This window comes from Fenollaria massiliensis (assembly GCF_023347705.1).
Taxonomy (GTDB): Bacteria; Bacillota; Clostridia; order Tissierellales; family Peptoniphilaceae; genus Fenollaria; species Fenollaria massiliensis.
The window spans coordinates 668133-682664 of record NZ_CP096649.1 but is presented as its reverse complement, the minus strand read 5'-3'; the positions used below and the strand labels follow the sequence as shown (position 1 = coordinate 682664).

11 protein-coding genes and 1 pseudogene are annotated in these 14532 nt (G+C 32.2%); all 12 read right to left on the bottom strand.

The genetic code is table 11. The features are described from left to right. Positions 1-69: 69 nt before the first annotated feature. Positions 70-3777 (bottom strand): phosphoribosylformylglycinamidine synthase, encoded by a 3708-nt coding sequence (locus M1R53_RS03510; protein ID WP_346428870.1) that lies wholly within the window; start codon positions 3775-3777, stop codon positions 70-72. Next, positions 3766-5004, bottom strand: a pseudogene (gene purD, locus M1R53_RS07585) (phosphoribosylamine--glycine ligase); the annotation flags it as partial. The pseudogene purD and the gene M1R53_RS03510, both read right to left, overlap by 12 nt. A 10-nt stretch (positions 5005-5014) precedes the next feature. Further along, entirely contained in the window at positions 5015-6007 is a 993-nt protein-coding gene (gene trpS, locus M1R53_RS03505; protein ID WP_019214748.1) for a tryptophan--tRNA ligase, read from the bottom strand. A gap of 20 nt (positions 6008-6027) precedes the next feature. Then, positions 6028-6882, bottom strand: coding sequence for a KPN_02809 family neutral zinc metallopeptidase (gene ypfJ, locus M1R53_RS03500; RefSeq protein ID WP_019214747.1), 855 nt, complete (start codon positions 6880-6882; stop codon positions 6028-6030). An 11-nt stretch (positions 6883-6893) separates the two neighbouring features. Continuing rightward, positions 6894-8153 (bottom strand): amidohydrolase, encoded by a 1260-nt coding sequence (locus M1R53_RS03495; protein WP_249243085.1) that lies wholly within the window; start codon positions 8151-8153, stop codon positions 6894-6896. Between the two features lie 9 nt (positions 8154-8162). Next, entirely contained in the window at positions 8163-8681 is a 519-nt protein-coding gene (locus tag M1R53_RS03490) for a hypothetical protein (RefSeq protein WP_249243084.1), read from the bottom strand. Beyond that, a complete protein-coding gene (locus M1R53_RS03485) occupies positions 8668-9213 on the bottom strand; it encodes a class IV adenylate cyclase (RefSeq protein ID WP_249243083.1) in 546 nt (181 codons plus the stop codon). The genes M1R53_RS03490 and M1R53_RS03485 overlap by 14 nt, the downstream gene beginning before the upstream one ends. Then, the gene (gene nagB, locus M1R53_RS03480) at positions 9213-9944 is read right to left on the bottom strand and encodes a glucosamine-6-phosphate deaminase (protein WP_070598752.1); all 732 of its coding nucleotides are present in this window, start codon (positions 9942-9944) and stop codon (positions 9213-9215) included. Before nagB ends, M1R53_RS03485 begins: the two co-directional genes overlap by 1 nt. Before the next feature lies 1 nt (position 9945). After that, complete coding sequence (locus M1R53_RS03475; protein WP_019214743.1) at positions 9946-10635, bottom strand: metallophosphoesterase; 690 nt, start codon at positions 10633-10635, stop codon at positions 9946-9948. A gap of 10 nt (positions 10636-10645) precedes the next feature. Then, positions 10646-12580 carry an ATP-binding protein gene (locus tag M1R53_RS03470; RefSeq protein WP_249243082.1) on the bottom strand — a complete coding sequence of 645 codons (1935 nt, stop codon included), beginning with the start codon at positions 12578-12580 and terminating at the stop codon, positions 10646-10648. Beyond that, positions 12570-13607, bottom strand: coding sequence for a metallophosphoesterase family protein (locus M1R53_RS03465; protein WP_249243081.1), 1038 nt, complete (start codon positions 13605-13607; stop codon positions 12570-12572). The genes M1R53_RS03470 and M1R53_RS03465 overlap by 11 nt, the downstream gene beginning before the upstream one ends. Then, positions 13597-14517 (bottom strand): carbohydrate kinase family protein, encoded by a 921-nt coding sequence (locus tag M1R53_RS03460; RefSeq protein ID WP_249243080.1) that lies wholly within the window; start codon positions 14515-14517, stop codon positions 13597-13599. The genes M1R53_RS03465 and M1R53_RS03460 overlap by 11 nt, the downstream gene beginning before the upstream one ends. Positions 14518-14532 lie beyond the last annotated feature (15 nt).

The following is a 14532-nucleotide window of genomic DNA, read 5'->3' as shown; positions in this document are numbered from 1 at the left end:
AAAATCACCACCTAAATTATACCACATCGGGAAGTATTATTCAATAATTTACGATTTATTAATATTTTATTAATCTTTCTTAAAAAATTCTACGCCTGCTTTGAAAATATTTTGAATCTCAATGTCAGAAACGTTCTTAAATGTGTCTGTTTCAACTCTTTCTGAGTGAGCCATCTTGCCAAGTATCTTTCCATCTGGTGATAACATTGACTCGATATCAAAGTTTGATCCATTAGGATTATCTAGATATTCAAAAGCTAGTTGAGCGTTATCGCTTAATTTTTCGTAAAGTTCTTTATTAATTAAAAGTCTTCCTTCGCCATGTGAAATAGGTACTCTATAAATTTTATCTTTATCGATGTACTTAAGCCATGGTGATGATGTTGTTAATGCCTTTGTCTTAACGATTCTTGCTACGTGTCTAGCAATATTATTATATGTTAATGTTGGGTCATCTTCGTCTATGTCTTTAATCTTACCAAAAGGTAATAATCCAGTCTTGACTAAAGCTTGGAAACCGTTACAAATACCTAGAACTAAACCGTCATTTTCTTCAAGAAGATATTCTACAGCTTCTTTAACCTTTGTATTTCTTAGTACATTGGCAATAAATTTACCTGATCCGTCTGGTTCATCTGATAATGAGAAGCCTCCTGGAATAAATAATATTTGGCTTTCTTTGATTTTCTTTGCTAAGTCATCGATAGATTTATCAATGTGATCATTATCTAAGTTATTGAATACAAAGACATCAACCTTTGCTCCTTCTTTTTCGAAAGCGTATTTTGAATCATATTCTGAGTTTGTTCCAGGGAATACTGGTATGATAACCTTAACTTCATCAACTGGTTTTTTAGATTTGTGCACAAATTCTTTTTCTATAAATTTGTTTTCAGTTTTAGCCACTCTATTTTCTTGTCCAAATATATCAAGAAGTGGTTTTTCATAGGCTTCTTTATATTCTTCAAGATCTATGCGTCTGCCATTGATAATGATGCTTGCATCTGTATTAGTAGTTCCAAGATATTCAATGCTTGGTAGATCTTCAGTGTATTCAACGATGTATGAACCGTAAAGCTCCTTAAACATGATGTCAGCGTCCATGTTGATGTTAAAGCCGATGTCATTACCAAATGCCATCTTCATAAGAAGAGGAAGTGTTGTATCTCTATTGATAGCAATTGCACTTCTAACTTTCTTTCTTGAAATTAAGCTTACAAGTTCAACGCTATTCTTTTTAAATTCATTTAAATCAAGAGTATTGTCATCGTTAATACTAGTTCTTATTAAACCAAGCTTCATATTGCCCTTTAATTCAGGTGTTACAACATCTTCAATATTCATAGTAGTTACTGCAAATGAAATTAATGTTGGTGGTACGTTTAAATCATTAAATGTACCACTCATTGAGTCTTTTCCACCAATTGAAGGTATTTGTAAATCGTTGCAAATCTTGAACGCTCCAAGCAATGCCTCGAATGGTTTTGACCACTTATATGGATCGTCATTTAATTTTTCAAAATACTCTTGGAATGTTAATCTTGCCTTGAATGGACTTGCTCCATGTGAAGCAATTTTAGCAAGTGATTCAACAACTGCATAATAAGCTCCGAAGAATGGACTCTTTTCTGATAGATATGGATCGAATCCATAAGTCATTATGCTTGCTGTTGATGATTCGCCTTTAGTTGTTGGTATTCTAGCTATCATAGCTTGTTCTGGTGATAGTTGATTATTGCCGCCTAGTGGCTGAACTACGCTGCCTCTACCAACTGAAGAGTCAAATCTTTCAATAAGTGATTTTTTAGACGCCACATTGATATCTTCAAGTCTCTTCTTCAATTCTAATGTAAAATCATCTGCCAAATCTTCATTAAATAATTCTACTTCTTCTGGCTTAAAGATAACATCTTGCTTTCTTGGTGCACCAGTTGAATTTAAGAATTCTCTCTTTAAATTACATACTTCTATATCATTGTACATCATAATAAGTCTTTCAGAATCAGTAACTTCGGCAACTATTGTTGCTTCAAGGTTTTCTGCATTTGCATATTCTTTAAACTTTTCATAATTTTCTTTAGCGATAACTACAGCCATTCTCTCTTGTGATTCAGATATAGCTATCTCCATTGGGCTTAGTCCTTGGTATTTTAGTGGTACCTTTTCTAAGTGTATTAATAATGAATCAGCTAATTCACCTATAGCAACGCTGACTCCACCTGCACCAAAGTCATTACATCTCTTGATCATTTTAGCTAATTCAGGTATTCTAAATAATCTTTGTATCTTTCTCTCTGTTGGTGCATTTCCTTTTTGCACTTCAGCTGCTGAGTCTTCAACTGATTTGTCTGTTTGTATCTTAGAGCTTCCTGTTGCTCCTCCAATACCGTCTCTACCAGTCTTGCCACCAAGTAAAATTATGATGTCGCCCTTAGCTGGTACACCTCTAAAAACATTTTCCATAGGTGCTGCAGCGATTACTGCGCCTACTTCCATCCTCTTTGCTTTATATCCAGGATGATATACTTCATCAACATAGCCTGTTGCTAAACCGATTTGATTACCATAAGAAGAATATCCTCTAGCTGCGTCTAAAACTATCTTTCTTTGAGGAAGTTTTCCTTCAATAGTATCTTCAATAGCTTCTCTTGGGTCTGCCGCTCCTGTTATTCTCATTGCTTGGTAAACATAGCTTCTGCCTGATAATGGGTCTCTTATTGCTCCGCCAAGACATGTTTGAGCGCCACCAAATGGCTCAATCTCAGTTGGATGGTTATGAGTTTCGTTCTTAAACATTAGTAAGTAGTCTCTAAGTCTTCCGTCTATACTAACTTTAATCTTAACTGAGCAAGCGTTTATCTCTTCACTTACTTCTAAGTCATTAAGCTTGCCTAAGCCTCTAAGCTTTTTAGTAACTATAGTTGCTAAGTCCATAAGAGTTAAGTCTTTTTTAGAGAATTGATTTCTTGCCTTTAAGTACTCATTAAGTGTATTTCTAATTACTTCTATGAAGTCATTTTCTCCTTCAAAGTTAATATTTGTCAATTGTGTATTGAATGTTGTGTGTCTACAGTGGTCTGACCAATAAGTATCAATTAACTTAAGCTCTGTTTGGCTTGGATCTCTATTTTCTTTGATAAAATAGTCTTGGAACACTTTTAAGTCTTCTATAGACATGGCAAGAGAATTTTTCTCATGGAAATCTTTTAATCCTTCGTCATCAAGCTTTATAAATCCATCATAAACTATTGACTCGATATTCATGTCGAAGCTTTCCTTAAGTGTTGTTGGTATGCCAATCAATACTCCTTCTGCTTGGTCAACAGTGTTTATAAGATATTTTTTAATCTTTTTAATATCTTCTTCAGATACATCTCCTTTGATGTCATAAACTTTTTCGCATCTTGCTAAAACATCGTCTTTACCAAGAGTGACCTTGATTGTATCCTTTAGTCCTTGCTCTCTTTGATCAAATTGTCCTTTTTTGTATCTAACAACAAAGGCATTCTTCAAGTTCTTTTCCATTTCTAAAGCATCATCCAATAAATATATATTATCTACTGGTTTTTCGCACAGAATAGTATTTGATATCTTATTAATTTCTTCATCAGAAAGTAATTCAATATCATATCTGTTATAAACTTTGATTGAGTCAATATTTATCTTAAGAAAATCTTTAATCTCTCTTGTTAAACCATTTGACTCAGCATCAAATTCATCTTTTTTACAAACATAAACTCTCTTAACCACTGGACCAATATCCCTCCTATAATGCATTTTATCGAATGAAATCTTTTGGATCTCATCATAAACTTTTTTATACGCTTCTTCAAATGTATCAGCTTTAGAAAGTATATTTAATACTCTGCCGCCATTGGTCAATAGCTTTTTGCTACTTGCCTTAACGCCTGCGTAATTAACTTTAACATCTTCTGATAATTTGTCTAAGCCTTTTATTTCGTAGCCTTTATCATACTTCGCTGGATAGCCACCAGATGCTAGTACTACATTAACTATCTTTTTATCATTTACTTTTAATTTATATTCATTAAGTTTTGCTTCACTTGTCTTAATAAGTGCATCTAATAGCGAAGAATCAATTCTTTCTAGGATAACTTCAGTTTCTGGATCTCCAAATCTTGTGTTAAACTCTAAAACTTTTATTCCATCCGAATTTATCATAAGACCTGCGAATAATACTCCTCTATAGTCAATGCCCTCTGCTTTAAGACCTTTGATGAATGGCTTAACCAGTTCTTCTTCTATATCTTTTAAATATGGTAGTGCCATAAGGTTCGGTGAGTATGAGCCCATGCCACCAGTATTTTCACCTGTTTCGCCTTCATAGACTTTTTTATGGTCTTTAGCGCTCGGAAGCATTATATATTCACCATTTGAAATAAGTACATGAACAGATGTTTCAAAGCCGTCAATATATTCTTCGACTATAATCTTATCATCACCAAATTTTTTATCTAGTAATAATTCATTAAGAGCTTCATCAATATCATCAACGCTTGAAGCTATGATAACTCCCTTGCCTTGAGCAAGTCCATCATACTTTAGTACCACTTTATTTACTTTTGATTCACTAATTAGTTCATAAGCGTATTTCTTTGCTTCATCAATGCTATCAGTCTCAAGATACTTAGCGGTATCTATATGATATTTCTCCATAAACCTCTTTGAAAATGCCTTGCTCTTCTCAAACATGGCAGCTTCTTTCTTTGGTCCAAATATCTTAAGTCCTTCTGCCTCGAATTTATCGACTATGCCAAAACATAGCGGATCTTCAGGTCCAACAATGGTGTAGTCAATTTCATTATCCTTAGCATAATTAATTAGCTTATCAAAATCCATGACCCCTATGTCAATATTTTTGAATTCACTCTCAGTTTTTCCATTTCCTGGAGCAAAAATTATTTCTACAGAATTATCTTCTTCTTTAATTTTTGAAGCGATGGCATACTCTCGTCCGCCGCTGCCTATAATTAATATCTTCATAGCTAACTCCTTATATTTGTACAAAGCCAACTTTTTTCATAACTTTTCTTAAAGTCTTATTAGCAAGGTATCTAGCTTTATCTCTTCCTTGTGCCATAAGCTTTTCAAGACCTTCTTTATCTTGAATAACTTCATTAAAATTGTATTGAAAATCTTTTAAATCTTCATAAATAATATCCGCTAAATCCTCTTTGAATTCTTTGTATCCAAGTGAATCATACTTTTTAACAATATCATCAGTGCTCATGCCAGTGAATGAGCTATAAATATTTATAAGATTATATAAACCGGCTCTGTTTGGGTCATAAGCAAAATTTGCTTCACTATCAGTAACAGCTTTTCTGATTTTTGAGTAAATTTTATCTTTGCTATCCATAATGTAAATAAAGCTGTTTGGATCTTCATCTGACTTACTCATCTTTTTAGTCGGATCTTGTAGCGACATAATTCTTTTTCCTGTCTTAGCGATGTAGGCTTCAGGCACCTTAAATGTGTCTGAATACTTACTATTGAATCTGATTGCTAAGTCTCTAGCAAGTTCCATGTGCTGTGTTTGGTCTTCGCCAACTGGTACTAAATCTGTTTGATATAAAAGTATATCGCCCGCCATTAGTACTGGATATGTTAATAATCCTGCGTTACAGTTTTCAGGAGACTTCTTGGATTTATCTTTATATTGAGTCATTCTATTAAGCTGACCGATATATGAGATGGTATCAAGTATCCATCCAAGCATAGCGTGTTCAGGTACATGCGATTGAACAAACAAAACGCTTTTTTCTGGATCAACGCCGCTAACTAACATCATCGCAAATATTTCATAAGTCTTCTTCCTAAGTTCTTTTGGAACTTTTGGTACAGTTATACTGTGAAGGTCAGCAACTGCATATAAGCAATTGTAATCATCTTGAAGTTTTGCTAAATTTTTTAAAGCGCCTAAATAATTACCTATGGTTAAATCACCTGATGGCTGTATAGCGCTAAATGCTATTTTTTTATCCATATTATATCTCCTTTATTTTATTAAATTTCTCCGTTAAAAGTATCTCCGTCTTGAATAGTGCCTTTTTCAAAGCCTTTTTTAAACCACTTCATTCTTTGTTCACTAGTTCCATGCGTAAAGCTATCTGGAACTACTCTTCCTTGATATTTCTCTTGAAGTGTGTCATCGCCTATCTTTGATGCTGCGTTTATCGCCTCTTCAAAATCGCCTTCATCTAAGATACCTCTATCTTGTATGTGCTTTGCAAAGACTCCAGCGTAATAATCTGCTTGCAATTCAAGCTTAACAGAGTATTTATTATATTCTTTTTCAGAAATTTTTCCTTGTAATGCATGAACTTTATCAAGAGTACCCAATAACTTTTGTACGTGATGACCAACTTCATGTGCTAATACATAGGCCATGGCGAAATCGCCCTTTGCTCCGAATTCATTTTTAAGCTGATCAAAAAATGAAAGGTCTATGTAGATATTTTTATCGACAGAGCAATAGAATGGACCCATCTGCTCAGATGCAAAACCGCATCCAGAGTTAATGCTACCATTAAATAGTGTTAATTGTGGTTCTTCATACTCTAAGCCATTGTCCTTAAATACTTCATGCCAAACATCTTCAGTATCTTTTAAAACTACTGAGATGAATTCTTTATACTCTTCTTCTTTTTCACTTGTTATCGGCGTGCCTTGACCATTTTGTATGCCAGCTCCAGGACCACTTGGGCCGCCAAAGATACCATCGCCAAATACTAAGTATAGTACCAGTAAAAGTATTACTCCGCCTGTACCCATCTTGAATCCGCCAAAGTTTGGCATGCCGCCAGATTGACCTCTTCTATCGTTAACATTAGTAGATTTCTCTCTGCCTCTCCACTTCATTTCATCAACCCCTAGATATTTTTAATAATTTCTTCAACTTTTCTAACAACTAAATCCTCATCAATGCCTTTAATTTTTTTATTTTCCATAATTATCTTGCCATTGATTATAGTCGTGTCAACTTCACTTCCGTTCATCGAATAAACCATAGCACTAATTAAATTATTTTGTGGTTTTAAATTTGTATTATCAAGATTTATTAGAATTAAATCTGCAAGTGATCCTTCACTTATGTTTACATCTTCATCAAATATATATTTATATGGATTTATAGTTGCTAGCTTAAGTACTTCTCCTGCACTCATCACCTTTGGATCAAGCGAGCGAGCTTTAGCTGCTAGTGAAACCGCTCTCATCTCAGTAAACATATTTTGCATATTATTTGAACTAGCTCCATCAGTACCGATGGCTAGCTTGTCTCCGCGCACAAACATATTCTTAATATCAGGTATGCCGCTTGCAAGCTTCATGTTTGATGATACATTTAAACTTACTAGTGCATTATTTTTTGCAATTATATCCATATCTTCTTCAGACAAATGAACGCAATGAGCAAGTATAGTTTTTTGATCAAACATTCCGAGCTCTTTAAATATCTTTATAGGGCTCTTTCTATATTCCTTGTAAGAATTATTTACTTCAGTTAAAGTTTCACTCGCATGTGTATGAATGATTAAATCTAATTCTTTAGCAAGGTCTATACAGCTCTTTAAATAATCAAGTCCAGTTGTGTATATAGCATGAGGCGCGATGGCTAACCTTAGCAGTCCGTCCTTTTGATGGTACTTTTCATACATATCCCTGATGTTTGCTTCTCTTTCTTTATTAAAAGCGTCATTAGTCATGCCTCTTGCGATAAGACCTCTCATACCTATTTCACTAGCTGCGTCAAAGACTCTTTCGCAGAACATATACATATCGTTAAATGCTGTTGTTCCAGTTTTTACAAGCTCTATGAATGTTAATAGACTTGCCCAATAAATATCTTCAGCAGTAAGTTTTGACTCAAGTGGCCAAATTTTATTTTGTAGCCAATCCATTAGCTCCATATCATCAGCATAATTTCTAAAAACGCTCATAGCTACGTGATTATGCGTGTTAAATAGGCCTGGCATCAATAATTTATCAGCGCCGTCTATAACATAAGCGCTCGCTTCTTCAATATTATTAGCAATTTTTTTAACTCTATTGCCATCGATTAAAATATCGCAAGTACCCTTAACAATTGATTCTTCTACGTCAATATACTTGATGTTTTTTATTAGTATCATCTTAACCTCCTATAGATATGTGAAATTCTCTTTTGTATAAACAAGCAGCGGCACTATAACTAGACAAGCTGTTATGCTTAAGAGTGATGCTACTAAATTTACTTTTATAATTCTATCTATATTATATATATGAGCTGCGTTTGCAATTATTAGCGCTATGATATAGCTAAGTATCTTTGAAATTACTATAGATACAAGAAGTGAAAATATATATGATATATTAAATTTTTTATGGCTTATATATCCAATAGCAAAACCAAAAACTACTTCTATAAATATCATAAGCGTTCTCATGTCAAAATTTAAATTTTTTCTAAATAATAAATTTAATATAAATATCAATAAAACGCTCGGCACCGAAAATTTTATATCTAGCGCAAATACAGCTATATATGTAAACAGCAGTATTACAAGATATTCGTTAAAGCCTTTGTTTAGCTTCATTAAGCCAAAATTCATCCCTAGACTTAAAGCTATTAAGACTAAAGCGATAATTATATCTATAGCATTATCTTTAATAAATTTCATCTTTGTTTTTCCTTAATTCTGTAATATTTTTCGTCGTAATGTTTTTTCTGTCAATATTAAATTCTTTTATGATTTCTTCAAGTTTTTCATCATCTTTAACTTCAATTTCAAGATAAGGCACATCAAATGTTTTTTTATCAAGTTCATCAAAATCAAAGCGTGCATCTTTATAAAGGTATGAGTCTCTTGTCTTGTAATTTAATTCAATTACGCTTACACCAAGCATTTCAAGTATCTTAAGCATAGAGTCTTTATCTTTTATCTCGCTTGTAATCTCTTCTGAGTTTCTTAAGCCGCCTGTGTCCTTGCCTTTAATTTTGTATGTTAAATAAAAAGCTTCTTTGCCACTTTTATTTACTTCTCTTAATCTAAGAAGCGACTTTAGCTTTGAATTTTCATCTAAATCAACTTTTAGTATGTGATTTATTTGTTTTTCTTCTCCTAAGTGTTCTGCTCCCTTTGATAAAAGTTCCCTTTTAAGAGCATCTAAGTCAAGATTAAAAACTTTTACTTCTTTTTCTCTTTCTATCATTATTTTATAACTAAGCTTGCTAATTTTTCATCTATGATTACAGTAACGTCTGGATGTAAGTTTAGTAGTGATACTGGTACCTTAGATGATATCTTTTTAGAATTTAATAAATAATCTATGGCGAAGCTCTTTTGAGTGCCGCTTGCAATTAAAACTATTTTTTTAGCTTTAAATATAGAGCCAACCCCCATAGTGATGGCAAATTTTGGCACGTCGTCAATATCATCAAAGAATCTTGAGTTTGCAACCCTTGTGGACTCTGATAGCTCTTGCACATAAGTTACAGAGCTTAGGTCGTCTCCTGGTTCATTAAAACCAATGTGACCGTTTTTACCAACGCCTAAGACTTGTAAATCAATTTCATAATGTGATAGACTTTCTTCGTATTCTTTTGCTGCCTTTTCTAAGTCTGTTCCCTCAGCGTGTGGTATATGTGTATTTTTTTTATCAATGTTAATATGATCAAATAAATTCTCATTCATGAAATAATAATAACTTGCTGGGTGATCTTTGTTTAAGCCAACGTATTCATCTAGATTAAATGTAATTACATCTTTAAAATCAATACTACCTTCTTTATTTGCTTTGATAAGCTCTTTATACATGCCGATAGGGCTTGATCCTGTTGCCAAACCTAATACACTGTCATGTTTTTCTTGAATTTGTTTAATAAATATTTGAGCAGCTTCTTTGCTCATCTCGTCATAATCTTTGCAAACTATAACCTTCATACTAACACCTCTCTATTAATTTAAGTTTAAAATTTAAGTAGTCGCTTGAGACCAATGAGTAATCAATGCCATCTATCAAGCCTTCTCGTCTGTATCTATGTCCCCCCGCGTGCAAGTGACCATATATGCATTTATATACATTATTTTCTTTCATGAGATCATGAAACTGATTTGGCTCTAGATCCATATTAAATGGCGGATAGTGAAGCATCACTATAATTTTTTTATCTTTATCAGCCTTTTCAAGCGATAAAGATAATCTAATTAGCTCCCTATCAGTTATCTTTTTATCATTTTCTTCGTCATACTTGTCATTATCCTCTTGCATCCAGCCTCTTGTAGCGCAGATGGCAAAGTCTTTATAAGTATATGAATCATTTTGCAAAAAGTGAATTGATTTAAATCCAAAGCCATTCATCTTGGATATGCTTGTCCACCAATAATCATGGTTGCCTTTGCTAATAAGTTTCTTGCCCGGCAATTCATCTATAAATTTTAAATCGTCTATAGCTTCACTAAATCTCATTGCCCATGATGTATCGCCTGGTAGCAAAACTAAATCGTCTTCCTTGACGTTCTCAAGCCAACTTGCCTTGATTTTCTTGTCATGATCTTGCCAGTTGCCGCCAAAGATACTCATAGGTTTTAAGTCTGTTGAATCTAAATGTAAATCGCCTATAGCATAAATCATTTTCTCACCTCTATAACTGTATATAATTATAACACAGATTAAGCTCTGAGAGAACACTTTTTTCGTCTTTACTGCTCGTAAATAATAATACTTGCTTTTCTTTTGCTAAAAAGGCAAAAACTTTTAGTGCGGTTCTCATACGCTCTTCATCAAAAAATACTAAATTTTCGTCAAAAATAAGTGATAGATTAATATCAAGCGCTTCAACAAGAGCAAGTCTTAGACTAAGGTATGACATAGATAAGACTTGTCTACTAAGGTTTTCTTCTTCATATACAAGACTAGTTTTTTTGTCTTTAAGCATAATTTTAAAACTTTCATCGAGCAAGAAAAAATTATATTTATCATTAGAAAACATTTCTAAATATTTATTTGCATAATTAATTATTTTTGGCATGTAACTAGTATTAATTTCATTAATAAGACTAGAAATTATCTCGCTCGCGGCACTTAAGGCGCTTTTTCTTCTGTAAAGCTCCTTCATTCTAGCGTCAAGCTCATCGCGCCTTAAGCCAAGTTCGTAGGCCCTTTGTGAAAGTTTGTCATTATAATTAAGCTTAGTCTCAAGAGAGCTTAGCTCTAAATCAATCCTAGTGATTTCATCTTCACAAGCGCTTATGGAGTAGTTCTTGTACTTATCATAGAGCTCTTTATTGTTTTTTTCTAAATATTCAATAACTTTTTCTTCACTTAGTTCATCAAAATTCTTTTCAGTATATGTTTTTAAAAATTCATCAAAGCTTTGTAAATAGTTTTGATTCATCTCGCTTGATCTTTCAATATTATATTCACTGATGAAATCATTATCGCTAGATATATTATATTTATCTAAAATAGCTTTTTTATCAATCATTAATTTTTCTTTAGCCTTATCACTTTTCTTCACTTTATCAAATATAAAACTTATAAGAAAAATTATTATAAAAGCAGCTCCAATATTAAAAGCAATTTCACTTGACTTAATATAATAATATATAAAACTAAATACACTTAGTAAAAGAAATGCATAGGATAATTTTTTTTGCGCATTTTTTCTAGATTCATTATTATTTATAGCATCAAGTCTATTTATAATCTTAATAAATTCTTCATAATCGTCACTAGTAATATTTTTATCATTTTGCAAAAAATCTTTTTTCTTTTCTTTAAGCTCTTCTATCTTTAATAAATTTTCTTTTTTATAATATTCTTTAGCTTTATTATATTCATTTAAAAAATCTTTATTATTTAAAATTAATTCATTTTTCTTTTTATTTAAATCATCTTTATTGTTAAGCATAGTCATAGTATCTTCAAGTGATGCTTCAAGACCAGATATATCTCTATCTAGGCTTGTAATTTCTTTCTTAAGAGCATATAACTCCTTTGTTTTGGCATTTTCCGTACCAATCATGGCAATTTCATTATCAATATTATTTTTCGCCCCACTTAAGTTGTACTCGCCCTCATCGTTTGTCTTTAGCTTAAGTAATAGCTCTTTAATATCGTCAAAATCATCAAAATAAAGATCCTTAGACTGACTGATGTAGGTACTTGCAGTAAAAACATTACGAGAAAAGCCTAAAATTATCTCTCCGATAGATTTATTGCTTATAGAATTTTCTTTTTTTATATCATCTGTGATGTCAAGACCGTTTTTGCTTACAAAATAAGTATCATTTAAAAAATCTCTGTATACTTCATAAGTAAAACCATCTTTTTCAAAAATCATTCTACCGCTGTATTCATTTTTGTTTATTGGCTTGTATCTTAGATAATCTTTTATCTTAGTCTTTCTCTTAGTATTTGCTTTATTCACGCCAAAGAGCATAAAGCCGATAAAGGCATGCATAGTAGACTTACCACTTTCATTAAGCCCATATATAAGGTTAAATGAGTCGTCAAAGTCTAAATGATAATTATTAAATTTACCAAAATTAATTAAATCGAGGCTATTAATCTTCATAGTAGCGCTCCGTACTTTGCATTGCTTTAAGCGCGATGTTTATCGCATCTTGCCTAATCTCATCCGGATAATTTTTTGCCTTTTCAAGTATTTTTTGATAAATTTCATTAGAAACGCTAACTCTTTCTGATAGATTATTGATAGTTTCAAGATAATAAAATTTATCCTTAACTAGGTTTATAATTTTATTTATATTTAAATCAGCACTTATGCTTCCCTTTAATATAATTCTATAGAAATTCTTATCCTTATCTATAAGCTCATCAAATTTTGTGATTATATCAAGAAATTCATCGTCTTCTTTAATTATTATTTCTTTTATAATAAATTCTCTCAGGGCAAAGGGCACAAATTTTGCGTCTCCACTAAGTGTATCGACCTCATAAAAGCCATGCTCACCAAGCTCACCAAAGTCAAGAGGCTCAAGTGATCCTGCATAAAAAGTCTTATCTGCCACTTGTCCTTTTTTATGTATGTGTCCCAAGGCGATGTAATCAAAACCTGATGCTAAAAGAGGCTCTATATCTATCTTGTACTTGCCATCACTAAGGTCGCCATGAAGGCTAGCTATATTAAATTTATTTTTATCAAGATTTATTTTATTAGTATCAAATCCATTATCATGCTCATTTAGCCAAGACGCACCATATATAGCAACGTTATCAGCTATATCTATACGCTCAAAGCTATTTGTTTTAAAAACATGAAGATTCTTAGTAAAATTATTGAATAAATAATCATCGCTATAAAAATCATGATTGCCGCATGATAAAACTATGTTTCCGTAGTAAGTATCAATGATGCTCATCAAGTGCTTTGTCTCGGTATATGTAAGAGCATCTCTTTCAAAAAAATCTCCGCTAATAATTATTAAATCGATTTTATTCTCATTCGCATAATTAATAAGCCTTTCAAATGTTATGAAAAGCTCATTTTTTCTCTCGTCAGACCTTGATCCAAGCGTTTTATTTTTATATTTGAAGCCAAGATGCAAATCTGCTGCGTGAATAAATTTATTAATAAACATAGCTATACCTAATTAAATCAGTTTCAGACATAATTTTTTTAATGATAGAAAAATCAAAATCAGCACTATCTTTTTTATTAAAAATCGAAAAGCTGCTTGCTATTTTAAGTGAGGTATCTAAATCATATTTTCTTTCAAAAGCAATAGCGAGTCCTAGTAGAGCCATATTCTTGTCTATGTGTATAAATGGCTTCTTCTCATAATCATATAAGTAGTAGCAATCCTTAGTAAATATGATTAAATTGTCATTGAATTTAATAAGAATGATTCTGTCCTTGTCTATCGCCATAAATTTAACTACACTAACAATATCGTCAAGTGAATTCAATCTTAGATTAAGTATATCGCTTAAATCTTTATAATCCATGGACATAGCAAAGACGTTTGAGTCAATACATAATTTCATCGTACTCTTTGACGCTGAAGCAAAAAGTTTTTTCATGTATCTATTGGAAACATCTATAAGTCCTTGATAAAAATCAGGGCTAATATTATTATCAAAATCTTCCATAAGCACTGTAACTCTTGTGTCATAAAGAACATCATCAAATTTATCAATAAAATTAAGTTCATCATCTCTTGTAATTCGAGGAGCATTTTCAATAATTCTAGTGGTTCTAGTATTTTCTTTTATATCGATAACTGTTCTTGCCTCATCCTTTATATTAATAAGATAATAATCCGAAAGATAGCTTTCTAAATAATTTCTATACTTCATCGAAGCATAACCGCCTGCAAATGAGATAACTCTGTAATCTTCTTTCAATCTGTGGAAGATTTCACTAGCAAGATAGTTTGAACCATAGAACGAATCATTAAGTATATCCGCTGAGTTTTTAGATGCAAGATAAAGCTTATCTAAACCCAAAGCTTTATATCTAATTAAGTCAGTATTTAATAATAAAATCATCTTTCTGCCTCCTCT

What these genes read in the sequence shown, in the direction of transcription:
- M1R53_RS03475 (WP_019214743.1), bottom strand. Translation starts at nt 10,635, where the DNA reads ATGATTTATGCTATAGGCGATTTACATTTAGATTCAACAGACTTAAAA.
- M1R53_RS03495 (WP_249243085.1), bottom strand. Translation starts at nt 8,153, where the DNA reads ATGATACTAATAAAAAACATCAAGTATATTGACGTAGAAGAATCAATT.
- M1R53_RS03510 (WP_346428870.1), bottom strand. Translation starts at nt 3,777, where the DNA reads ATGCATTATAGGAGGGATATTGGTCCAGTGGTTAAGAGAGTTTATGTT.
- M1R53_RS03460 (WP_249243080.1), bottom strand. Translation starts at nt 14,517, where the DNA reads ATGATTTTATTATTAAATACTGACTTAATTAGATATAAAGCTTTGGGT.
- trpS (WP_019214748.1), bottom strand. Translation starts at nt 6,007, where the DNA reads ATGGATAAAAAAATAGCATTTAGCGCTATACAGCCATCAGGTGATTTA.
- M1R53_RS03490 (WP_249243084.1), bottom strand. Translation starts at nt 8,681, where the DNA reads ATGAAATTTATTAAAGATAATGCTATAGATATAATTATCGCTTTAGTC.
- M1R53_RS03485 (WP_249243083.1), bottom strand. Translation starts at nt 9,213, where the DNA reads ATGATAGAAAGAGAAAAAGAAGTAAAAGTTTTTAATCTTGACTTAGAT.
- ypfJ (WP_019214747.1), bottom strand. Translation starts at nt 6,882, where the DNA reads ATGAAGTGGAGAGGCAGAGAGAAATCTACTAATGTTAACGATAGAAGA.
- nagB (WP_070598752.1), bottom strand. Translation starts at nt 9,944, where the DNA reads ATGAAGGTTATAGTTTGCAAAGATTATGACGAGATGAGCAAAGAAGCT.
- M1R53_RS03470 (WP_249243082.1), bottom strand. Translation starts at nt 12,580, where the DNA reads ATGAAGATTAATAGCCTCGATTTAATTAATTTTGGTAAATTTAATAAT.
- M1R53_RS03465 (WP_249243081.1), bottom strand. Translation starts at nt 13,607, where the DNA reads ATGTTTATTAATAAATTTATTCACGCAGCAGATTTGCATCTTGGCTTC.